General features: G+C 65.4%; 19 protein-coding genes. 12 read left to right on the top strand and 7 right to left on the bottom strand.

What is annotated here, in order from left to right; all coding sequences use genetic code 11:
* Positions 1-8 precede the first annotated feature (8 nt).
* Genes CCOS864_RS12230 through CCOS864_RS12240 form a run of 3 tightly spaced genes read left to right on the top strand, consistent with a single transcriptional unit; the run spans position 9 to position 4,243 of the window.
* Entirely contained in the window at positions 9-1,616 is a 1,608-nt protein-coding gene (locus CCOS864_RS12230; protein WP_115086550.1) for a 5-guanidino-2-oxopentanoate decarboxylase, read from the top strand.
* A gap of 28 nt (positions 1,617-1,644) precedes the next feature.
* A complete protein-coding gene (locus CCOS864_RS12235) occupies positions 1,645-2,835 on the top strand; it encodes a pyridoxal phosphate-dependent aminotransferase (protein WP_115086551.1) in 1,191 nt (396 codons plus the stop codon).
* A complete protein-coding gene (locus CCOS864_RS12240; protein ID WP_115086552.1) occupies positions 2,828-4,243 on the top strand; it encodes an aldehyde dehydrogenase family protein in 1,416 nt (471 codons plus the stop codon). Before CCOS864_RS12235 ends, CCOS864_RS12240 begins: the two co-directional genes overlap by 8 nt.
* A 14-nt stretch (positions 4,244-4,257) precedes the next feature.
* Here CCOS864_RS12240 and CCOS864_RS12245 read toward each other — a convergent pair whose 3' ends face one another.
* On the bottom strand, positions 4,258-4,698 hold the full coding sequence (locus tag CCOS864_RS12245) for an Rrf2 family transcriptional regulator (RefSeq protein ID WP_115086553.1): 441 nt from the start codon (positions 4,696-4,698) through the stop codon (positions 4,258-4,260).
* Between the two features lie 215 nt (positions 4,699-4,913).
* On the opposite strand from CCOS864_RS12245, the gene CCOS864_RS12250 reads away from it, so the two are divergent.
* The 9 genes from CCOS864_RS12250 to CCOS864_RS12290 all read left to right on the top strand — a co-directional run bounded on the left by CCOS864_RS12250 (position 4,914) and on the right by CCOS864_RS12290 (position 15,199).
* Positions 4,914-6,515: an ABC transporter substrate-binding protein gene (locus tag CCOS864_RS12250; RefSeq protein WP_115086554.1), complete on the top strand. Its 1,602-nt coding sequence runs from the start codon at positions 4,914-4,916 to the stop codon at positions 6,513-6,515.
* 54 nt (positions 6,516-6,569) lie between these two features.
* Complete coding sequence (locus tag CCOS864_RS12255) at positions 6,570-7,529, top strand: ABC transporter permease (protein ID WP_115086555.1); 960 nt, start codon at positions 6,570-6,572, stop codon at positions 7,527-7,529.
* Between the two features lie 3 nt (positions 7,530-7,532).
* The gene (locus CCOS864_RS12260; RefSeq protein WP_115086556.1) at positions 7,533-8,360 is read left to right on the top strand and encodes an ABC transporter permease; all 828 of its coding nucleotides are present in this window, start codon (positions 7,533-7,535) and stop codon (positions 8,358-8,360) included.
* 8 nt (positions 8,361-8,368) lie between these two features.
* Positions 8,369-10,003 (top strand): ABC transporter ATP-binding protein, encoded by a 1,635-nt coding sequence (locus CCOS864_RS12265; RefSeq protein WP_415842502.1) that lies wholly within the window; start codon positions 8,369-8,371, stop codon positions 10,001-10,003.
* A 9-nt stretch (positions 10,004-10,012) separates the two neighbouring features.
* Positions 10,013-10,714 carry an NAD(P)H-dependent oxidoreductase gene (locus CCOS864_RS12270; protein ID WP_115086558.1) on the top strand — a complete coding sequence of 234 codons (702 nt, stop codon included), beginning with the start codon at positions 10,013-10,015 and terminating at the stop codon, positions 10,712-10,714.
* A 212-nt stretch (positions 10,715-10,926) separates the two neighbouring features.
* Positions 10,927-12,030 carry a polyamine ABC transporter substrate-binding protein gene (locus tag CCOS864_RS12275; RefSeq protein ID WP_115086559.1) on the top strand — a complete coding sequence of 368 codons (1,104 nt, stop codon included), beginning with the start codon at positions 10,927-10,929 and terminating at the stop codon, positions 12,028-12,030.
* 31 nt (positions 12,031-12,061) lie between these two features.
* Positions 12,062-13,480, top strand: a complete 1,419-nt coding sequence (locus CCOS864_RS12280; protein WP_115086560.1) for an aminotransferase — start codon at positions 12,062-12,064, stop codon at positions 13,478-13,480.
* A 118-nt stretch (positions 13,481-13,598) separates the two neighbouring features.
* Entirely contained in the window at positions 13,599-14,420 is an 822-nt protein-coding gene (locus CCOS864_RS12285) for a helix-turn-helix domain-containing protein (protein WP_115086561.1), read from the top strand.
* Between the two features lie 23 nt (positions 14,421-14,443).
* On the top strand, positions 14,444-15,199 hold the full coding sequence (locus tag CCOS864_RS12290) for a phytanoyl-CoA dioxygenase family protein (RefSeq protein WP_115086562.1): 756 nt from the start codon (positions 14,444-14,446) through the stop codon (positions 15,197-15,199).
* A 3-nt stretch (positions 15,200-15,202) separates the two neighbouring features.
* Here the strand turns inward: CCOS864_RS12290 and CCOS864_RS12295 are convergent, their stop codons facing one another.
* Genes CCOS864_RS12295 through CCOS864_RS12320 form a run of 6 tightly spaced genes read right to left on the bottom strand, consistent with a single transcriptional unit; the run spans position 15,203 to position 20,743 of the window.
* Positions 15,203-16,099 carry a universal stress protein gene (locus tag CCOS864_RS12295; protein ID WP_115086563.1) on the bottom strand — a complete coding sequence of 299 codons (897 nt, stop codon included), beginning with the start codon at positions 16,097-16,099 and terminating at the stop codon, positions 15,203-15,205.
* A gap of 48 nt (positions 16,100-16,147) precedes the next feature.
* Positions 16,148-17,284, bottom strand: a complete 1,137-nt coding sequence (locus tag CCOS864_RS12300; protein WP_115086564.1) for an AI-2E family transporter — start codon at positions 17,282-17,284, stop codon at positions 16,148-16,150.
* Between the two features lie 29 nt (positions 17,285-17,313).
* Positions 17,314-17,859, bottom strand: coding sequence for a PqiC family protein (locus tag CCOS864_RS12305; RefSeq protein ID WP_115086565.1), 546 nt, complete (start codon positions 17,857-17,859; stop codon positions 17,314-17,316).
* 16 nt (positions 17,860-17,875) lie between these two features.
* Positions 17,876-19,528: a PqiB family protein gene (locus CCOS864_RS12310; RefSeq protein ID WP_115086566.1), complete on the bottom strand. Its 1,653-nt coding sequence runs from the start codon at positions 19,526-19,528 to the stop codon at positions 17,876-17,878.
* Positions 19,521-20,147 carry a paraquat-inducible protein A gene (locus CCOS864_RS12315; protein WP_115086567.1) on the bottom strand — a complete coding sequence of 209 codons (627 nt, stop codon included), beginning with the start codon at positions 20,145-20,147 and terminating at the stop codon, positions 19,521-19,523. The genes CCOS864_RS12310 and CCOS864_RS12315 overlap by 8 nt, the downstream gene beginning before the upstream one ends.
* Positions 20,144-20,743: a paraquat-inducible protein A gene (locus CCOS864_RS12320; protein WP_115086568.1), complete on the bottom strand. Its 600-nt coding sequence runs from the start codon at positions 20,741-20,743 to the stop codon at positions 20,144-20,146. Before CCOS864_RS12320 ends, CCOS864_RS12315 begins: the two co-directional genes overlap by 4 nt.
* Positions 20,744-21,081 lie beyond the last annotated feature (338 nt).

Raw genomic sequence — 21,081 nt, forward strand, 5'->3', positions numbered from 1 at the left:
AGATGAACATGCACAACAGCTCATTGACCGGTGGCCAGGCCCTGGTGCGCCTGTTGGCCAACTACGGCGTCGATACCGTGTTCGGCATTCCCGGGGTGCACACCCTGGAGTTGTACCGTGGCCTGCCCGGCAGCGGCATCCGCCACGTGCTGACCCGCCATGAACAGGGCGCGGGCTTCATGGCCGACGGTTATGCGCGGGTCAGCGGCAAGCCGGGGGTGTGCTTCGTCATCACCGGCCCCGGCGTTACCAACGCCGCCACCGCCATCGGCCAGGCCTATGCCGACTCGATCCCGATGCTGGTGATTTCCAGCGTCAACCACACCGCCAGCCTGGGCAAAGGCTGGGGCTGCCTGCACGAAACCCAGGACCAGCGCGCCATGACCGCGCCGATCACGGCGTTTTCTGCCGTGGCGTTGAGCGCCGAGGACCTGCCTGGGCTGATCGCCCGAGCCTATGCGGTATTTGACAGCGAACGCCCGCGTCCGGTGCATATCTCGGTGCCGCTGGATGTGCTGGCCGCACCGGTCGCCCGCGACTGGAGCAATGAAGTGGTGCGCCGCCCGGGCCGGGGCGTGCCGGCCAGCAGTGTGCTGGATCAGGCAGCCGGCAAACTGGCAGGCGCCAGGCGGCCGATGATCATCGCCGGTGGCGGTGCCCTGGCCGCTGGCCAGGAACTGCAACAACTGAGCACGCGCCTGGCCGCGCCGCTGTTCACCAGCGTTGCCGGTAAAGGTCTGCTGCCACCGGATGCGCCGCTCAATGCCGGTTCGTCCTTGTGCGTGGAGCCGGGCTGGCAACTGATTGCCGAGGCCGACGTGATCCTCGCGGTCGGCACCGAAATGGCCGACACCGACTTCTGGCGCGAGCGGCTGCAGCTCAATGGCGAGTTGCTGCGGGTGGATATCGATCCGCGCAAGTTCAACGATTTCTATCCCTGCGCCGTGGCCCTGCAGGGCGATGCCCGGCAGACCGTCGCCGCCTTGCTCGAGCGTTTGCCGCAAACGTCGCGCGATGCCGGCGCTGCCATGGGTGCTGTCGCCAGCCTGCGCCAGGCGGTCAAGGCCAGCCATGGCCCGCTGCAGGCGATTCACCAGGCGATCCTTGACCGGGTCGCGGCCGAGCTGCCGGCCAATGCGTTCATCAGCACCGACATGACCCAGCTGGCCTACACCGGCAACTATGTCTATGCCAGCCGCGCCCCCCGCAGTTGGCTGCACCCGACCGGCTACGGCACCCTCGGTTACGGCTTGCCGGCCGGGATTGGCGGCATGTTCGCCACGGATGATCGCCCAGGCCTGGTGCTGGTCGGCGATGGCGGTTTCCTCTACACCGCCCAGGAACTGGCCACCGCGGTCGAAGAGCTGGAGCGCCCGCTGGTGGTGCTGCTGTGGAACAACGATGCCCTGGGGCAGATTCGCGATGACATGCTCGGTTTGGATATCGAGCCGATCGGCGTGCTGCCGCGCAACCCGGACTTCATCGGCCTGGCCCGGGCCTTTGGTTGCAGCGTGGCGCAGCCGCACAGCCTGGATGACCTGCAACGGGAACTGCGCAGCGGCTTTGCCCGCAACGGCGTAACCCTGATCGAGCTCAAGCACGCTTGCGCGCGCTGAGCTTCAACCGCTTTTTTGGGAGACTGCCATGCGCTTTTCCGATCTGACCCAACGTATCGCCGGTGACGGCGCCGCTGCCTGGGACATCCACTACCGCGCCCTGGAACTGCTGGAAAAAGGCGAAGACGTGCTGTTGCTGTCGGTTGGCGACCCGGATTTCGACACCCCGGCGCCGATCGTCCAGGCCGCCATCGACAGCCTGCAGAACGGCCACACGCATTACTCCGACGTACGCGGCAAGCTGGCCCTGCGCCAGGCGATTGCCCGCCGGCATCAGCAACGCAGCGGCCAGCCGACCGGTGCCGATCAGGTGACGGTACTGGCCGGGGCCCAGTGTGCGCTGTTCTGCGTGGCCCAGTGCGTGCTCAACCCCGGCGACGAAGTGATTGTCGCCGAGCCCATGTACGTCACCTATGAGGCCGTGTTCGGCGCCTGTGGCGCCACGGTGATCCCGGTGCCGGTGCGCCCGGAGCACGGCTTCCGGGTCCAGGCCGAAGATGTCGCCGCGCGCATCACCAGCAAGACCCGCGCCCTGGCCCTGAACAGCCCGCACAACCCCTCCGGCGCCAGCCTGCCGCGCACTACCTGGGAGGCGCTGGCCGAGTTGTGCATTGCCCATGACCTGTGGTTGATCTCCGATGAGGTCTACAGCGAGCTGCTGTACGACGGCGAGCACATCAGCCCCGGCAGCCTGCCGGGCATGGCCGAGCGCACGGCGACCCTCAACAGCCTGTCCAAGTCCCATGCCATGACTGGCTGGCGGGTCGGCTGGGTAGTGGGCTCGCCAGCGCTGGCCACGCACCTGGAGAACCTGGCGCTGTGCATGCTCTACGGCTCGCCGGACTTCATCCAGGACGCGGCAGTGGTCGCCCTGGAGCAACAACTGCCGGAGCTGGCGGCCATGCGTGAAGCGTACCGCCAGCGCCGCGACCTGGTCTGCGCGTGCCTGGCCGACTGCCCGGGCCTGCGTGCGCTCAAGCCCGATGGCGGCATGTTCGTGATGGTCGACATCCGTGAAACCGGCCTCAGCGCCCAGGCGTTCTCTTATCGCCTGCTCGATCACCACGGCGTCTCGGTGCTCGCCGGCGAAGCCTTCGGCCCCAGCGCCGCCGGGCATATCCGCCTGGGCCTGGTGCTCGGCGCCGAACCGCTGCGCGAGGCCTGCCAGCGCATTGCCCGTTGCGCGGCTGAACTGATGGAGGGCAAAGCCCATGCGTGACTACCCGCGGCTGTTTATCGATGGCAGCTGGCAGTTGCCGTCGGGCCAGGGCCTGGCCGAAGTGATCAACCCGGCCACCGAAGCAGTGGCAGGCCGGGTGCCGCTGGGCGACGAGCAAGACGTCAACCGGGCGGTGGCAGCGGCGCGCAACGCCTTTGGCAGCTGGTCGCAAACCCCGTCCAGTGTGCGCGCCGGCTACATTCGCGCCCTGGCCGAACAGCTCAAGGCCCGCGCCGATGAGATGGCGGCCGTCATCACCCGCGAGCTGGGCATGCCGGTGCAGTGGTGCCGGGCGGTGCAGGTCGACGGGCCGATTGTCGGCCTTGAGCAGTACATCGAACTGGCCGGGCTGATGGACGAGGTACGCGAAGTCGGCAATTCGCTGGTAGTGCGCGAGGCGGTGGGCGTTTGTGCGTTCATCAACCCCTGGAACTACCCCCTGCACCAGTTGATCGGCAAACTGGCCCCGGCGTTGGCCGCGGGTTGCACGGTGGTGGTCAAGCCGAGCCAGGAAACCCCGCTGCACGCGTTTTTACTGGCCGAAATGATCGAGGCCATTGGCTTGCCGGCCGGGGTGTTCAACCTGGTCAGCGGGCCGGGCTCCAAGGTCGGTGAGGCGCTGGCCCGTCACCCGCAGGTGGACATGGTCTCGTTCACCGGCTCCACCGGTGCTGGCGTGCGCGTGGCCCAGGCCGCGGCGCCGTCGGTCAAGCGCGTGTGCCTGGAACTGGGCGGCAAGTCGCCGCTGCTGATCACCGCCGATGCCGACCTCGACGCCGCGGTGCGCTATGGCGTGCAGGACGTGATGATCAACTCCGGGCAGACCTGCACGGCCCTGACCCGCATGCTGCTGCCCGCCAGCCGCTATGAAGAGGCCCTGGCAATCGCCCTGGATGAAACCCGCCAACTGGTCATGGGCGACCCGCAAGACCCGAACAGCTTCCTCGGCCCCATGTGTTCGGCGGCGCAGCGGCGCACCGTGCTGGACTACATCCGCATTGGCCAGGAGGAGGGCGCACGGCTGCTGTGTGGCGGTGACACCGTGTCAGGCCTTGAGCGCGGTTTCTACGTGGCGCCGACCCTGTTCGCCGACGTCGACAACCGCATGCGGATTGCCCAGGAAGAGATCTTCGGCCCGGTGCTGTGCCTGATTCCCTATGCCGATGAGGCGCAAGGGGTTGCCCTGGCCAACGACTCACCCTTCGGCCTGTCCAGCGCGGTGTGGGCGGCGGACCGCGAGCGGGCCCTGCAACTGGGCCGGCAACTGCGCGCCGGGCAGTGCTTCATCAATGGTGCGGCGTTCAACTACCAGGCGCCGTTTGGCGGCTACAAGACCTCGGGCAATGGTCGCGAGTGGGGCGAGGAGGGTCTGGCCGAGTTCGTCGAGACCAAGGCTATTCAGCTCTGAAGTGGCGGGCAGGTTCAGGCCTGCCCGACGTTGTCCTGCGGTTTGTCGAAGGCCACGAACAACTGGTCGGCGGTGATAGCGCCCAGGTCCAGGCGCATGTTGGCTTCGAGCATGGCGAACAGGCGGGTGAACACCTCGAACACCTTGCAGTGGTCTTCCAGGCCGGAGAACGGGTTGTCGATCTTCTCGGCGATCAGCGAGCTTTCCTGCACCGCGTCGTAGACCTCGCGCAGGGTGATTTCGCTGGCCGGGCGGGCCAGGGTCAGGCCGCCATGGGCGCCGCGCCAGGACTTGAGGATGTTGGCCTTGACCATCAGCGACACCAGGCTGCGCACCCGCGTGGGATGGGTCTTGACCCACTTGGCGATGGTCTCGGTACGCAGTTTTTGCGGCGCGTTGGCGGCCACGAACGAGAGGATGTACGAGGCGGTGATCAGGCGGGTCGACTGGCTCATCTGGCGAAAATCCCTGTAGGAGCGGGCTTGCCCCGCGATCGATGTTACAGACAAAACGCTATCGCGGGGCAAGCCCGCTCCTACAGAGGAAGGGGATTGGCAGCGAACTGATTTTGAGTTTAATGTATTTGTCACGATGACAATTACAAATATTTGCATCGATGCGTGCGAGGTTGGCTGAATCCTTTTCTCTGCAGTTCTACAGGGGCAATGCCATGAGCGATAACAACAACAAGATTACTCAAGCGATGCACGACAGCGGTTTGCCGCGTCGGGATTTTCTCAAGTACAGCGCGACGGCGGCGGCCATTGCCGGTGCGTTCTCGCTCGGCCTGCCGCTGCACGGTTGGGCCGAGGAGGCCACGCCCAAGGCCGGCGGCGTGCTGCGCATGGGCCTGGCCGGGGGCAGTACCACCGACTCCCGCGACCCGGGCTCGTGGAGCGACACCTTTACCTTTGTCGGCTTCTCGGCGGTGTACAACACCCTGAGCGAAATCAGCGTCGACGGCACGGCGATCCCCGAGCTTGCCGAGCGCTGGGAGTCCAGCCCCGATGCCCGCATCTGGACCTTCACCCTGCGCCAGGGCGTGACCTTCCACAACGGCAAGACCCTCGATGCCGGCGACGTGGTTGCCTCGATCCAGCATCACCTGGGCGACAAATCCACCTCGGCGGCCAAGACCGTGCTTGGCGATGTCGCCAAGGTCCAGGCCCAGGGCAACGATGCGGTGGTGTTCGTACTGCACTCGGGTAACGCCGACTTCGCCTATGTGGTCGCCGATTATCACCTGGTGATCATGCCGGCCAAGGACGGCGGTGCCGACTGGCAGGCCGGGGTTGGCACCGGCGGCTATCGCCTCAAGGGCTTCGAGCCCGGCGTGCGCATGGACCTCGAACGCAGCCCGGATTACTGGAAAGCCGGCCGCGCGCATTTCGCCAGTGCCGAGTTGCTGGCCATCGCCGACGGCGCGGCGCGGGTCAATGCCCTGGTCACCGGCCAGGTCGATGTGATCAACAAGGTCGACCTGAAAACCGTCGCGCTGCTCAAGCGTAATCCCAACCTGGTCATCGAAGAGACCAAGGGCGCCCAGCACTACACCTTCCCGATGCTCACCGACAGCCAGCAGTTCCAGGACAACAACATCCGCCTGGCGCTCAAGCACGCGATCAACCGCGAAACCCTGCTGGCCTCGGTGCTCTACGGCTATGGCCAGATCGGCAACGATCACCCGATCCAGCCCGGCAGCCGCTTCATCAACAGCGCCCTGGAGCAGCGTGGCTATGACCCGGACAAGGCGCGCTTTTACCTGCGCCAGGCCGGGGTCGATTCGCTCAAGGTGCGCCTGCAGGCTTCGGACGCCGCCTACACCGGTGCGGTGGACGCCTCGGTGCTGTTCAAGGAACAGGCGCGCCAGGCCGGCATCGACATCGACGTGGTGCGCGAACCGGCCGATGGTTTTTTCTCCAATGTGTGGATGAAACAGCCATTCACCACCTCGTTCTGGTACAGCAGCCTGACCGCCGACCGCATGTTCAGTATCGGCTACGCCAAGGGCGCGGCCTGGAACGAGACCCACTGGGACAACGCCCGCTTCAACCAGCTGCTCAATGCCGCCCGCGGCGAGATGAACGCGCCGCTGCGCCAGGAGATGTACAACGAAATGCAGGCCCTGTGCCGGGACGAGGGCGGGGCGATCGTGCCGCTGTTCGCCAGCTCCGTGGCCGCGCGCTCCAAGCGTGTGGCCCACGGCGGGCTGACCGCGCCCTACGGCGAACTCGACGGCTTGCGGCTGATCGAGCGCTGGTGGCAGGCGTAAGCCGCACGAGCGGATTGCACCTTTCTTGGTTGAGCCTGTTCGAGGAGCTGTACGGTGAATAGTCTTTGCAAACTGCTGCTCCAGCGCCTGGCCCTGGGCCTGTTGTCGCTGTTCGCGGTGTCGGTGATCATCTTCCTGGCCGTTGGCATGCTCCCGGGCGACGTCGCCCAGGCCATGCTCGGCCAGGCGGCAACTCCCGAGACCGTCGCGGCGTTCCGCGCCCAACTGGGCCTGGACCTGCCGCCGCTGACCCGCTTCGGCCACTGGGCCTGGCAACTGCTGCACGGGGACCTGGGCCTGTCGCTGGCCAACCAGCGGCCGATCGCCGAGCTGATCGGCGCACGCCTGGGCAACACCTTTACCCTGGCCTTGCTGGCGGCGCTGGTGTCGGTACCGGCGGCCTTGCTGCTGGGCATGCTCGCGGCGCTGTACCGCAACAGCTGGTTCGACCGCCTGCTCAACACCAGCGCCCTGAGCGCAGTGTCGTTCCCGGAGTTCTTCGTCGCCTACATCCTGATCCTGGTGTTTGCGGTCAAGCTCAACTGGTTGCCGAGCATCTCCAACCTGGCCCCGGGCGCGTCCTTCGCCGAGGTGCTGGAGCGTTCGCTGCTGCCGGTACTGACCCTGAGCCTGGTGGTGATCGCGCAGATGATGCGCATGACCCGTGCGGCGCTGATCAACCTGCTGGCCAGCCCGTATATCGAGATGGCCCGGCTCAAGGGCATCAGCCAGGCGCGGATCATCTTCCACCACGCCTTGCCCAATGCCCTGGCACCGATCATCAACGTGGTGGCGCTGAACCTGGCCTACCTGGTGGTCGGCGTGGTGGTGGTCGAAGTGGTGTTCGTCTACCCGGGGCTCGGCCAGTTGCTGGTCGACTCGGTGGCCAAGCGCGACATCCCGGTGGTGCAGGCCTGCAGCCTGATCTTCGCGGCCACCTACATCCTGCTCAATACCACGGCCGACGTGCTGTCGATTGCCAGCAACCCACGCCTGATGCATCCGAAGGGGTAAGCCATGAGCCTGATCAAACCGTTGTTGCGGGCCCCCTTGAGCGCCCAGTTCGGCCTGCTGGTGATCGTCCTGTACATCCTGGTGGCGCTGTTTGCGCCGGTGCTGGCGCCGTTTGGCGAGACCGAAGTGGTCGGCGAGGGCTTTGCACCTTGGGGCGGGCAGTTCCTGCTGGGTACCGACAACCTTGGCCGCGACATGTTCAGCCGCCTGGTGTATGGCGCGCGCAACACCCTGGGGATTGCCTTCCTGACCACGCTGCTGGCCTTTGCCGTCGGCGGTTTCTGCGGCCTGGTGGCGGCGATCAGGGGCGGCTGGATCGACCAGGGCTTGTCGCGGCTGGTGGATATCCTCATGGCCATCCCGCAGCTGATCTTCGCTTTGCTGATCCTCAGCGTGGTCGGCACCAACGCCACGTCGCTGGTGCTGGTGATCGCGCTGCTCGACGCCACCCGGGTGTTTCGCCTGTCGCGGGCGGTGGCGATGACCGTGGTGGTCCAGGACTTTGTCGAGGCCGCGCGCCTGCGCGGGGAGGGGCTGTGGTGGCTGGTCAGCCGCGAGGTGCTGCCCAATGCCGCAGCGCCGCTGATTGCCGAGTTCGGCCTGCGCTTTTGCTTTGTCTTTCTGTTCATCAGTGCGCTGTCGTTCCTCGGCCTGGGCATCCAGCCGCCGACTGCCGACTGGGGCAGCATGGTCCGCGACAACGCCGTGCTGATCACCTTCGGCGATATCAGCCCGCTGTTGCCGGCCCTGGCGGTGGCGCTGATCACCGTCAGCGTCAACTTTGTCGTGGACTGGGTGCTGCATAAGTCCAGCGGCCTGAAGGAGTGCTGAGTATGACCATGAGTGAAAAGCCGCTGCTGGAAATCCGCGACCTGCACATCGAAGGCCATTACCAGGACGCCTGGCATCCGCTGATCAAGGGCATCGACCTGACCTTGCAGCGGGGTGAAGTACTGGGCCTGATTGGTGAGTCGGGGGCGGGCAAGTCGACCCTGGGCCTGGCCTCCATGGGCTATGTGCGCGACGGTTGCCGCATCACTGGCGGCTCGGTGCGTTTCGACGGCCAGGAGCTGGTCGGCGCCAAACCTGAAGCCTTGCGCACGCTGCGCGGCCTGCGCATCGCCTATGTCGCACAAAGCGCCGCCGCGTCGTTCAACCCGGCGCACCGGCTGATTGACCAGCATGTCGAGACGGCGGTCAGGAACGGCGGTATCGACCGCGTCCGGGCCGAAGCCGAAGCGGTGGAGCTGTACCGCGTGCTGCGCCTGCCCAACCCCGAACAGATCGGCCAGCGTTACCCCCACCAGGTCTCCGGCGGCCAGTTGCAACGGGTCATGACCGCCATGGCCATGGCCTGCCACCCGGACCTGATCATTTTCGACGAGCCGACCACCGCCCTCGACGTCACCACCCAGATCGAAGTGCTGGCGGCGATTCGCGATGCGGTGAAAACCTACGGCAGCGCCGCCCTGTACATCAGCCACGACCTGGCGGTGGTGGCGCAGATGGCCGACCGCATCATGGTGCTGCGCCACGGCAAGCTGGTCGAAGAGGCCGACACCCGCAGCATGCTTGACGCCCCGCAGCAGGACTACACCAAATCGTTGTGGGCGGTACGCAGTTTTCGCACTGAACCCAAGCCGTGCCCGCAACAGGCGACACCGCTGCTTGAGGTGCGCAAGGCCAGCGCCAGTTACGGCCACCAGCCGGTGCTGCAGGAGGTCTCGCTCAAGCTCCATCGCGGCCAGACCCTGGCAGTGATCGGCGAGTCGGGCAGTGGCAAGAGCTCTACCGCACGGTTGATCACCGGCCTGTTGCCGCCGACTGCAGGCCAGGTGCTGTATGACGGTGAAGCCCTGCCGGCCGATTATCGCCAGCGCAGCAAAGAGCAGTTGCGCCGGGTGCAGATGATCTACCAGATCCCCGACACCGCGCTCAATCCGCGCCAGCGGATCGTCGACATCATCGGCCGGCCGCTGAGTTTCTACCTCGGCCTCAAGGGCCAGGCCCTGCGCCAGCGGGTCGCAGAATTGCTGGAAATGATCGAGCTGGACCCGGCGCTGTATATGGAGCGTCAACCCCGCGAGCTGTCCGGCGGGCAGAAGCAGCGCATCTGCATCGCCCGGGCGCTGGCTGCCGAGCCGCAGTTGATCATCTGCGACGAGGTCACCTCGGCCCTCGACCAACTGGTGGCCGAAGGTGTTTTGAAGCTGCTCAACCGTATCCAGCAGCAACTGGGCGTGGCTTACCTGTTCATCACCCACGACGTGGCCACGGTGCGCGCCATTGCCGACGAGGTGCTGGTGATGCAGCGCGGGCAGGTGGTCGATCACGGCAGCCGTGAGGCGATCTTCACCCCGCCGCACCGCGACTACACCGGCCTGCTGTTCTCCAGCGAGCCGGAAATGGACCCGGACTGGCTCGACCGCCTGCTGGCCAAGCGGGCGCTGACTTCCACTGTGCAAACCGTTTAAGGACTCCCCATGAATGTACTGATCGTTCACGCTCACCCCGAGCCGCAATCCTTCACCGCCGCCTTGCGTGACCAGGCTGTCGAAACCTTTACTGCCCAGGGCCATCAGGTGCAGGTCAGCGACCTGTATGCGATGAACTGGAATCCGGTGGCCAGCGCCGATGACTTCGTCAGCCGCGAGAACCCGGATTACCTGGTGTATGCCCTGGAGCAGCGCCTGGGGGTCAAGAGCCAGTCGATTGCCGCCGACATTCAGCAGGAGCTGGACAAGCTGCTGTGGGCCGACCTGGTGGTGCTGAATTTCCCGATCTTCTGGTTCTCGGCGCCGGCCATGCTCAAGGGCTGGATCGACCGGGTGCTGGTCTCGGGGGTGTGCTATGGCGGCAAGCGTTTCTATGACCAGGGCGGGTTGGTGGGCAAGCAGGCGCTGGTGACCGTCACCCTCGGCGGGCGTGAGCACATGTTCGGCGAAGGGGCGATTCACGGGCCGCTGGAGGACATGCTGCGGCCGATCTTGCGTGGCACCCTGGCCTACGTCGGCTTCGAGGTGCTGGAGCCGTTCGTGGCCTGGCATGTGCCGTACATCAGCGACGAGGCGCGCAAGGACTTTTTGCGTAGCTACCAGCAGCGCCTGGCGCATTTGTCCGATGAGCAGCCGCTGGTGTTTCCGCGCCTGGCGCAGTTTGACGAGGCGTTGTATCCGTTGGGTTGAGGGTGGATGCAGTGGCCTCATCGCCGGCAAGGCCGGCTCCCACAGGGGTAGTGCAGGTCACTCAAACTGTGGGAGCCGGCCTTGCCGGCGATTGGCCGTAAGGTAAATGCTGCGCACCTACCCATTCGGGGTATGGTCGCCATCACCGGCTCCCTCGATAGTAACCCCGTCGGCTCACACCGAGCAGATCCTGGTGACACGACGGAGTGGCTATGCGAAAGACACTGAAGGTGATTTCCAGTCTGTTGCTCGCGCCCCTGGCAACGGCGGCGCTCGCCGCCGGCGGGGAGGCGGCCAACACACTCAGGCTGTACAACTGGACGGATTACATCGGCGAAACGACCCTCGCCGACTTTGAAAAAGCCACCGGCATCAAGGTGATCTACGACACCTTCGACGGCTACGAAACGGTTCAGACCAAACTGCTGACCGGGCGCTCGGGCTACGACCTGGTGGTGCTCAACGCCTCCCTGGTCCCGCCGCTGATCAAGGCCCAGGTGTTCCAGCCGCTGGACAAAAAGCAGCTGCCGAGCTGGAACAACCTCGACCCGCAAGTGCTCAGTGACCTGCAAGGCTACGACCCCGGCCTTGCCTATTCGGCGCCCTACACCTGGGGCAGCTCCGGGGTGACCTACAACGTCGACAAGATCAAGGCGCGCATGCCCGATGCGCCCATCGGTTCGCTGGCCATGCTCTTCGACCCGAAGATCGTCTCGCGTTTTGCCGATTGCGGCGTGACCCTGATGGACGCGCCCAGCGAAGTGATCCCGCTGGCCCTCAAATACCTCGGGCGCGACCCCAACAGCGCCACAGCGGATGACCTCAAGGCCGCCCAGGAACTGCTGCTCGGCGTGCGGCCATACATCAAGAAATTCGACTCGGTCAATTACCTGACCAGCCTGCCCAATGGCGATACCTGCCTGGCCCTGACCTGGTCCGGCGACTACGCCACCGCCCAGGCAAGGGCGCAGGAGGCGAAGAAGAACATCAAGCTGGCGTTCTTCATCCCCCAGGAAGGCTCGCTGATCTGGTTCGACAACCTCTACCTGCCCAGTGACGCGCCGCACGCGGCCAATGCCCATCGCTTCATCGAGTTTCTCCTGCAGCCGCAGAACATCGCCCAGGTCACCAACTACATCCACTACGCCAACAGCAATGCCGCTGCCACGCCGCTGGTGCGGGCCGAGATTCGCGACGATCCGGCGATCTACCCGGACGACGTCACCCGCCAGCGCCTGTTCGCGCAGAAAACCCAGAGCGGCAAGGACATGCGCGCCATTACCCGGGTCTGGAGCACGGTCAAGACCGGTAGCTGATTTCTATTTTCCCCTAGCCAAGGACACTGCCATGGCCACGCCAAACAAAGCCTTCGTAGCACCCGCCGCCAATGATGCCCTGGTGGCGGCCGACAAAGCCCACTACCTGCACGGCTACCACGTGTTCGATGAGCATGCCGAGCAAGGCGCGCTGAATATCGTCGAAGGCGAGGGCGCCTACATCTACGACACCGATGGCAACCGCTTCCTCGATGCCGTCGGCGGCATGTGGTGCACCAACATCGGCCTGGGCCGCGAAGAGATGGCCCTGGCCATCGCCGATCAGGTGCGCCAGCTGGCCTATTCCAACCCGTTTTCGGACATGGCCAACAACGTCGCTATCGAACTGTGCGCAAAACTCGCCAGCCTCGCTCCGGGCGATCTCGATCATGTGTTCCTCACCACCGGCGGCTCGACGGCGGTCGATACCGCCTACCGGCTGATCCAGTACTACCAGAACTGCCGCGGCAAGCCGCAAAAAAAGCACGTGATCGCCCGCTACAACGCTTATCACGGCTCCACCTGCCTGACCATGTCGATCGGCAACAAGGCCGCCGACCGGGTGCCCGAATTCGACTACGCCCATGAGTTGATCCACCACGTCTCCAACCCGAACCCGTATCGGGCACCGGATGACATGGACGCGGCGGAGTTTCTGGATTTTCTGGTGGCCGAGTTCGAGGACAAGATCCTCTCCTTGGGCGCCGACAATGTCGCGGCGTTCTTTGCCGAGCCGATCATGGGCTCGGGCGGGGTGATCATTCCGCCCAAGGACTACTTCCTGCGCATGTGGCAGGTATGCCAGACCTACGACATCCTCTTCGTTGCCGACGAGGTGGTGACCTCCTTTGGGCGCCTGGGCAAGTTCTTTGCGTCCGAGGCGCTGTTCGGCGTGCAGCCGGACATCATCACCACTGCCAAGGGCCTGACCTCGGCCTACCTGCCGCTGGGCGCGTGCATCTTCTCCGCGCGCATCTGGAAGGTCATCGCCGAACCGGGCAAGGGCCGCTGCTTTACCCACGGTTTTACCTACAGCGGCCATCCGGTGTGCTGCACCGCGGCGCTGAAGAACATCGAGATCATCGAGCGGGAGAACCTGCTGGCCCATGTCGATGAGGTCGGCGGCTACCTGGAGCAGCGCCTGCAGACCCTGGCCGGGCTGCCGCTGGTGGGCGAGGTGCGCTGCATGAAGCTGATGGCCTGTGTCGAGTTCGTCGCCGACAAGCGCAGCAAGGCGCTGTTTGCCGATCAAGTGAACATCGGCGAGCGCATCCACCGCCGGGCCCAGGCCAAGGGTTTGCTGGTACGGCCGATCATGCACCTGAACGTGATGTCGCCGCCGCTGATCATCACCCGTCAGCAGGTGGACGAAATCGTCGAGACCTTGCGCCAGTGCATTGTCGAAACGGCAGAAGAGCTGCGCCAGGAAGGGGTGCACGTGGGTGCATGAGCAGCCATCGCAGGCAAAGCCAGCTCCCACAGGTGCGGTGTACACCAACCCACTGTGGGAGCCGGCCTTGCCGGCGATGGGCTGCATCGCAGCCCCCAGGCGGGTTAGACTGCCGGGCATGAGCCGAGCCACCGCCGACACTCCGATCTGCCTGTCTTTCTCTGCCCTGCAGCAATGGCATGCAGCGCTGCAGCACGCCTTTGCCCGCAGCGGCGAGGCCGACGCCCTGGCAAGCCTCGCCGCCGCCCTGAGCCAGCTGGTGGCGGTCGAGTCGATGATGGTCAGCCTCGAACGCCAGGGCCAGCCGCCGCAACTGCTCTACCAGCAAGGCATCCCCGAGCGTCACCGCGACGCCATCCTCAACCGCTACTTCACCGCCGGCTACCTGCTCGACCCGTTCTGCCTGGCGGTGGAGAAGGGCCTGGCGCAAGGCTTTTACCACCTGCAGGACATCGCCCCGGACCACTTCTTCGACAGCGACTACTACAAGACCTACTACCTGGGCACTGGCTGCACCGAAGACAGCTACTACATCGTCGATATCGACCACCACAGCAAGATCTCCCTGAGCCTGTTCCAGGGCTGCGGTGGCAGCAGCCTGAGCGTCGAACAACTGCACCTGCTGCAGGCGGTGGAGCCCATGGTGCGTGAACTGATCAGCCGCTTCGCCCAGCACGGCCTTGAGCAGAACAGCGCAGCCACTGGCCAGGGCAGCGTCCAGGCGGCCTTCGACAGCTTTGGCTGCAACGTGCTGACCGAACGCGAGCGTGAAGTGGCGCAGATGATCCTGCGCGGCCACTCGGTGAAATCCACCGCTGGCGAGATGGGCATCTCCCCGGAAACCGTGCGCATGCACCGCAAGAACCTCTACCTTAAACTGGAGATAAACTCCCAGTCCGAGCTGTTTGCGCGCTTTATCGACTGGTTGCGCCAAGGCTGACCCTCGGCCTTGTGGAGGCCCTGATGAACCGCTCTACCGAGCAACACCTGCAGGCCTTGGGCAACGACGGCTTCGTCTTGCTGCCGGGCGTGCTCGACAGTGCCCAGGTCAAGCTGCTGCGTCATGCCATCGACGGGCTCCAGGCGTTTCATTGGGACTACAGCGGCGGCCTGATCGAACACTACAAGTGCGTGTTCAACCGCGACCCGCTGTGGCTGGCGTTCCTCGACCTGCCCGGGGTGATCGAGCTGGCCGAGGCGGCGTTGGGTGAGGATTGCCATATCATCGGCCAGACCGCCTGGCGCTGTCATCCGGGCTACCAGGGCATGTCCTTGCACCTGGACTACCTGATGATGGACGTTGCCCCGGCGCTGATGGCCGACCCGGCCTTCGAGCTGCCAATGCAGATCTGCACCGTGCAGTTGTACCTGGATGACATCGACGCCGACCTGTGTCCGACCCGGGTGGTACCGGGCAGCCACAGGGCAGGGCGCGCGCCGCGCAAGAATGAGCAGAGCTGGCAGGGCCGTCCGCCGCAGGTGGTGCTATGCCAGGCCGGCGACGCCCTGGTGTTTCGCAGTGAGCTGTGGCACGCCGGCAGCGACAACCGCAGCGCAGACCGCAGCCGCTACCTGCTGCAGGTGCATTACGGCCGACGCATGGTCGCGCAGAAGTTCTCGCCCTACCTGCACTTTCAGTTCAACCCGGCGGTGCTGGCCGCTGCCACGCCACGCCAGCGCCGCTTGCTGGGCGAACACGCCGAAACCGAGTACGACTGAGCCTCAGCTCGCCCCGCGGATTGCCAGCACGTTGCACAGCCGGTGTTCCAGCACGTGCTCGGTGGTGCTGCCGGTCAGGCGTTCGAGCAGCTTGCGCGGGTGGTTGCCCATCACCAGCACGTCGGCGCGGCTGTGGCTGACGAACTCGGCGATGCTGCGGGTAATCGGCGCCGACAAAAAGTGCTGGCGCTCCACGGGTATTGCGTGACGCTGGGCCAAGTGCTCGAAGGCCTTGTGGATCGACTTGCGTACATCATCACCAAAGCCCGGCATGGTCACGGTCCCTGCGCCGAAGTCGGCGATATGGGTGTGGGCGCTGTCACACACATGCAACAGGTGCAGCTCGGCGTTGCACTGGCGGGCAAGGTCGGCCGCGGCTTCGATCACGGTTTCGTTGAGGTCGTTGTGCGGGTGCTCGGGGTGGGTCGGGTCGACGGCGGCAACGACAATACGTGGCAGCGGGCAATGCACGTCGGTTACCAGGTGCACCGGGCACGGGCATTCGCGCAGCAGTTGCCAGTCCAGCGGCGCGACCACCAGGCGCTTGAGCAGCGGTTCGTGTTGTACATCCTTGATCAACAGGTCGGGGTCGATCTCGGCGACCTGGGTCAAGGCCGCTTGAAGCACGTCTCGGGCCAGGATCACTTCGGTACTGACGCGAATGCCGTTTTCATGCAGCAAGGTCGCCTCATCGGCCAGCCACTGGCGGTTGTCCAGCATCAGGGTGTCGAGGTGGTGTTCGTCGCCGCTCATCAGGCCGAGGGTGTCGATCTCGTCGATAAAGGCGCAGATATGCAAGGCGGCACCCGTGGCGCGGGCCAGGGCGGCGGCACGTTCCAGTGCCGGTGTGTGGCGCAGGTCGCAGCCGACCATCAGGAATAGGCGTTGGTACTGGCTCATGGGGCACCTCCGGTAGCGTTGTGTTGCCAGCCCCCCCGTGCTTGAAGTCTAGTCCATGGTGCTGCCCGAAGTGCCTGGCGGGTCCGGTGCAGGCTCCTCGGCCGGGCTGTCGACGGCCAGCGGCTGCGCCACCCAGCTCATGAACAGCTCGTAGCCCACGGCCAGCACCACCGGGCCGATGAACAGGCCGATGATGCCGTTGGTCAGCATGCCGCCCAGGGCGCCGATCAACACCACCGGCATCGGTACGGCCACGCCGCGACCCAGCAGCATGGGCTTGAGGACGTTGTCGGCGAGCCCGGCAAGCAAGATCCAGATGACAAAGATCACCGTGCTGGCACTGACGCCGTCATGGGCCAGCACGTAGATCGCCACCGGCAGGGTGATCAACAACACCGGCAGCTGGGTGATGCCCAGCAGCAGCACCAGCAGGGCCAGCACCCCGGCAGCAGGAACCCCCATAATGACCAGGGCGACACCCACCAGCAGCATCTGGATGAAGGCGATGCCGACCACGCCCTGGGCTACGGCGCGGATGGTAGCGGTGCACAATGCGGCCAGTTGTTCGCCGCGCTGCGGGCCGGCGACGCGGGTGGCAATCGCCACCGCCGCGCGTTGGCCGGTTGCACCCTTGGCCATGATCAGGCCGGCGACGACCAGGGCCACAAGGAACATCAGGATGCCCGAGCCAATCCCGGCCAGTTGTGTCAGCAGGGTCTTGCTCAGGCCTTTGAGGTGCGGCGCGACCTGGGTCGCCGCCCAGCTCAGGTCACTGCTGGCATGGGCCCAAATGCCGTACAGCGGCGCGCCGATCAGCGGCCAGTCACGGACGTTGGCCGGTGGCGGCGGGATTTCGATGCGCTGATCCTCGAAGCCGGTGATGCCTTGTTGCACGGTGTCGGCCACCGAAGCGCCCAGCAGGCTCAGCGGCCCGATCAGGCAGGCCAGGCCGATGATCACCAGGACGACGGCAGCCCAGCGCGGGCGCCCGCCGAGCCAGCCACCGAGGCGCTGACTCAGCGGATAGAGGGTGATCGCCAGGATCACCGCCCACAGCATCAGGTTGAGGAACGGCTTGAAGATGTCGAAGCAGAACAGCACCAGCACGGCGATCAGCCCGGCGCGGATCAGCACGTCGAGCAGTTCCCGGGCAGTGCCCAGGTGAACCGGGCGATTATTGGCCATGAGTGGGCCCTCGGGCAGGCGAGCGGGTTTCAGTGAACGGCCGGGCAACGGCTGGCACCGCCGCGGGCCGCCTGGCTGACCAGTTCGGTGAAACGCTTGAGGTTCTGTTGATGGGCCAGCACCAGTTCGTCGATGCTGGCGCCGGCCGGGCTCTGGATCACGCTGCGGCAGTTCAGCAGCGCGCTGCCGTTGCCGGCACGCAAACGCCAGCGGGCATCGAACAGGGCGTATTGCCCCGGCACCGAGTCAAAGCGCTGCACCTCCACGCGCAAGCCCAGACGCGGCTGGGCAGTGCTGCTGACGAACTGGTTGACCAGAGCATTGCGCAACTCGTCGGCGAGACTTGCGCCCCACCATTCGGTCTCGAGGATCGCCAGGCCGCTGTTGCCCTGGCGAATCACCACCTGCGGCCGATCGACCTGGGGCGGCACGCTGACCTGCTCCAGTTGCACATCGACACTGCTGGCCGGCACCGGTTGCTGCGGGATCAGTGTGTGGTAGTGGATCGGGTCGCTGCGGCAGGCGGCCAGCAACACCGCCAGGCTCAACACTGCAAACGGGGAGGCATGCGCCATGGGTGTGCTCCTGCGGTCAATTGCGCGACGAAGGTTTTAGCGAGTCAGCGGGTGCATCCTTGGGCCGGCCACGCAGCAGCGACTCGGGGTTGCGCCCCAGGTAATCGGCCAACTCGCGCAGCGAGCGCGACATGCGCCCCAGCTCGTCGAGGGTCTGGGTCAGCTGCTCACGCTGGGGCGAATCCTCGGCCAGGGTCGAGTTGGCCGACTGCAGGGTCTTGCTGACCTCCTGCAAGGTGCCCTGGACGCCCGGCAAGGTGCGGCTGTTGAACTGCTGCAAACCTTTGCGCAGCTCCACCAGGTTGGCATCGAGGTTGTTGGCGATGCGCTCGATGGGCAGGCGGTTGAGCCGCTCGACCATGACCTGGAACTGCTCCTGCAGTTGCTCCAGGCTACCCGGCACGGTGGGGATGGTAATCGGCCGGGCCGTCGGGTCGAACACCACTTTGGGCGCCTTGGGGTCGAAGTCCAGGGCGATGTACAGCTGCCCGGTGAGCAGGTTGCCACTGCGGGCCTGGGCGCGCAGGCCGTTGTCGACGAAGGAGCCGAGCAACTGCGCGGCGGCCTTTTCGTCGTCGGGGTCGTGGTTCAGTGCCTTGAGCAACTTGGTGTGGGCCCGGCCCAGGCGTTGCGGATAGATGACGATGCCGACATTGACCGGGAAGGTGCGTTTTTCGACGTCGAAGTCGAGGTTCACCGAAACCACCGAGCCGATTTCCACCCCGAGGAATTCCACCGGGGCACCGACCTTGAGGCCGCGCAGGGCCTGGTCGAAGCGCAGGCTCAGGTACTGTGCCTTGCCATGGGGCGGGGCGAGCGCCCGGGCGCGGTCGTCGAACAGCTCGAACTGGCGGTCTTCGGCGGCCACCTGATCGTCGGGGCTGTAGTCCGGGGCGCGAAAGGCGATACCGCCAACGATCACCGACGACAGCGACTCGGTGCGAAAGGCAAAGCCGTTGGCGCCGACTTCGACATCGACACCGCTGGCGTTCCAGAAGCGGGTGTTGTCAGTGACGAAGGCGTCGTTGGGCGAGTTGATGAACACTTCGATACTGACGCCTTTGCCGTTTTCATCCAGGCCGTAGGCGACCACCTGGCCCACCGGGATCTTGCGGTAGTACACCGGCGAACCGACCCCCAGCGAACCGAGATCGCTGGCGTGCAGGAAAAAGCGCTTGCCCGGTTCGCCATAGGTGATCGGCGGTGGCGATTCGAGGCCGATGAAGGCCTTGGCGCGGGTGTTCGATTCGCCGGAGTCGGCGCCGATGAAATCACCGGACAGCAGGGTATCGATACCCGACACGCCGCCGGCGCCGATGCGTGCCCGCACCACCCAGAACTTGGAATCCACCCGGGTGAAATTGTCGGCCTGCTTGACCAGCTTGACCGTGGCGGTGACGCTCTTCTGGTCCTTGCTCAACTCCACGGCGGTGACCTGGCCGATCACCACATTGCGGTACTTGACCGCGGTCTTGTTGGCTTCCAGGCCCTGACCGGTCTTGAAGGTGATCTCGATGGTCGGGCCTTGCTGCATGACGTTGTGCACCACCAGCGACAAGCCCACCAGCACCGCCACCAGCGGCACGATCCACACCAGCGAGATGCTGAAACGGCGGGTCTTGACCCCGGGCTGGCCGGGTTGTGGGCTGTCTTGGCGGGTATCAGTCATCGGCCTGCTCCTTGTCGCGCTGCCAGATCAGTCTAGGGTCGAAACTCATTGCCGCGAGCATGGTCAGCACCACCACCATGCCGAAAAACAGAATGCCCGGACGCGGTTCGATATCGCCCAGGGCCTGAAACTTGACCAGCGCCGCTACCAGGGCCACCACCAGCACATCGAGCATCGACCAGTAGCCGATCAGCTCGACGAAGCGAAACAGTCGCGCCCGTTGGCTCTGCGCCCAGGTGCTGCGGCGTTGCACGGTGATCAGCAGCAGGGCCAGGGCGACGAACTTGGTCGCCGGTACCGCAATGCTGGCGATGAAGATGATCAGGGCGATGTCCCAGGCGCCATGCTCCCAGAACTCCATGACCCCGCTCATGATGGTGCTGTCGGCGCCGCTGCCGAACAGCGTGGTGTTCATCACCGGCAGCAGGTTGGCGGGGATGTAGAACACCAGCGAGGCGATCAGGTAGGCCCAGGTGCGGGTCAGGGAATCGGGCTTGTGCGCATGCAGGGGGGCGCCGCAGCGTTCGCAGTCGTGCGGCTGGTTGCTGTTGTCGCAGGCCATGCCGCAGGCGTGACAGAGCACCAGGTTGAGCTCGGCGGCGCGCGGTGGGCGGCTCATGGCAGCAGGTCCCAGAGTTCGCGTATATCGCGCCCGGCGATGCGCAGTATCAGCAGGCTCAGCACTGCCAGCGCCACCAGGCCGATGCCCGGCAGCACATCGAGCATGCCGGCCAGCTTGAACACCGCGACCATGGCGCCGAGCAGGCACACTTCGAGCATGCTCCACGGGCGCAGGGTTTCCAGCCAGCGCATGCACAGGCTGAAGCCCGGGGCACGGCCGCCGGCCAGGGCAAAGCCCAGTACCCAGATCAACAGCAGCAGCTGGAACACCGGGGCGATGATGATCGAGATGGCCGCCACCAGGGCAATAAAGGTGATGGGGCCGGTGGCCAGGGCCCGGACCGAGTCCCACAGGGTGGCGCTGTTGTGCAAGCCTTTGAGGCTGATGCTCATGATCGGGTAGAAATTGGCGAACACCCAGAGGATCAGCGCGGTGACGCTCAGGGCCAGGCGTTGCTGCACGCTCAGGCCGTTATAGCGCTGCAGCACGGCGCCGCAGCACTGGCACAGGGCTTTCTGGTGTTTGCCGAGGCTGACCTTCTGGTACACGCAATCGCAATGTTCGCAGATGATCAGCTGATGGGTATCCAGCATGGCGCGCGCTCTGGCTGCGGGCGGGGACTAGCTCAATATAGTCGGCGCTGGCGCGGGACTGCGGATTATTTAACCTCTGAGGGAGCGGGCTTGCCGGCGCTTGTAATCCAGGCGCTGCCTGGTGTGCTGGTTGTGTTGGCCTCATCGCTGGCAAGCCAGCTCCCACAGTAGTGCTGTGTACGCCGGACTTGTGGGAGCTGGCCTTGCCGGCGATCGAGCGCGTAGCGGTCGCAATCCAGGCGCCGCTTGATGTGTTGGCTGGGCTGGCCTCATCGCTGGCAAGCCAGCTCCCACAGTAGTGCTGTGTACGCCGGACTTGTGGGAACTGGCCTTGCCGG

Source organism: Pseudomonas wadenswilerensis (assembly GCF_900497695.1).
GTDB classification, from domain to species: domain Bacteria; phylum Pseudomonadota; class Gammaproteobacteria; order Pseudomonadales; family Pseudomonadaceae; genus Aquipseudomonas; species Aquipseudomonas wadenswilerensis.

Coding starts and splice junctions, on each gene's coding strand:
- CCOS864_RS12320 (WP_115086568.1), bottom strand. CDS start 20,743: ATGCTGGATACCCATCAGCTGATCATCTGCGAACATTGCGATTGCGTG.
- CCOS864_RS12250 (WP_115086554.1), top strand. CDS start 4,914: ATGAGCGATAACAACAACAAGATTACTCAAGCGATGCACGACAGCGGT.
- CCOS864_RS12275 (WP_115086559.1), top strand. CDS start 10,927: ATGCGAAAGACACTGAAGGTGATTTCCAGTCTGTTGCTCGCGCCCCTG.
- CCOS864_RS12315 (WP_115086567.1), bottom strand. CDS start 20,147: ATGAGCCGCCCACCGCGCGCCGCCGAGCTCAACCTGGTGCTCTGTCAC.
- CCOS864_RS12300 (WP_115086564.1), bottom strand. CDS start 17,284: ATGGCCAATAATCGCCCGGTTCACCTGGGCACTGCCCGGGAACTGCTC.
- CCOS864_RS12260 (WP_115086556.1), top strand. CDS start 7,533: ATGAGCCTGATCAAACCGTTGTTGCGGGCCCCCTTGAGCGCCCAGTTC.
- CCOS864_RS12270 (WP_115086558.1), top strand. CDS start 10,013: ATGAATGTACTGATCGTTCACGCTCACCCCGAGCCGCAATCCTTCACC.
- CCOS864_RS12310 (WP_115086566.1), bottom strand. CDS start 19,528: ATGACTGATACCCGCCAAGACAGCCCACAACCCGGCCAGCCCGGGGTC.
- CCOS864_RS12280 (WP_115086560.1), top strand. CDS start 12,062: ATGGCCACGCCAAACAAAGCCTTCGTAGCACCCGCCGCCAATGATGCC.
- CCOS864_RS12230 (WP_115086550.1), top strand. CDS start 9: ATGCACAACAGCTCATTGACCGGTGGCCAGGCCCTGGTGCGCCTGTTG.
- CCOS864_RS12305 (WP_115086565.1), bottom strand. CDS start 17,859: ATGGCGCATGCCTCCCCGTTTGCAGTGTTGAGCCTGGCGGTGTTGCTG.
- CCOS864_RS12235 (WP_115086551.1), top strand. CDS start 1,645: ATGCGCTTTTCCGATCTGACCCAACGTATCGCCGGTGACGGCGCCGCT.
- CCOS864_RS12285 (WP_115086561.1), top strand. CDS start 13,599: ATGAGCCGAGCCACCGCCGACACTCCGATCTGCCTGTCTTTCTCTGCC.
- CCOS864_RS12240 (WP_115086552.1), top strand. CDS start 2,828: ATGCGTGACTACCCGCGGCTGTTTATCGATGGCAGCTGGCAGTTGCCG.
- CCOS864_RS12265 (WP_415842502.1), top strand. CDS start 8,369: ATGAGTGAAAAGCCGCTGCTGGAAATCCGCGACCTGCACATCGAAGGC.
- CCOS864_RS12295 (WP_115086563.1), bottom strand. CDS start 16,099: ATGAGCCAGTACCAACGCCTATTCCTGATGGTCGGCTGCGACCTGCGC.
- CCOS864_RS12290 (WP_115086562.1), top strand. CDS start 14,444: ATGAACCGCTCTACCGAGCAACACCTGCAGGCCTTGGGCAACGACGGC.
- CCOS864_RS12245 (WP_115086553.1), bottom strand. CDS start 4,698: ATGAGCCAGTCGACCCGCCTGATCACCGCCTCGTACATCCTCTCGTTC.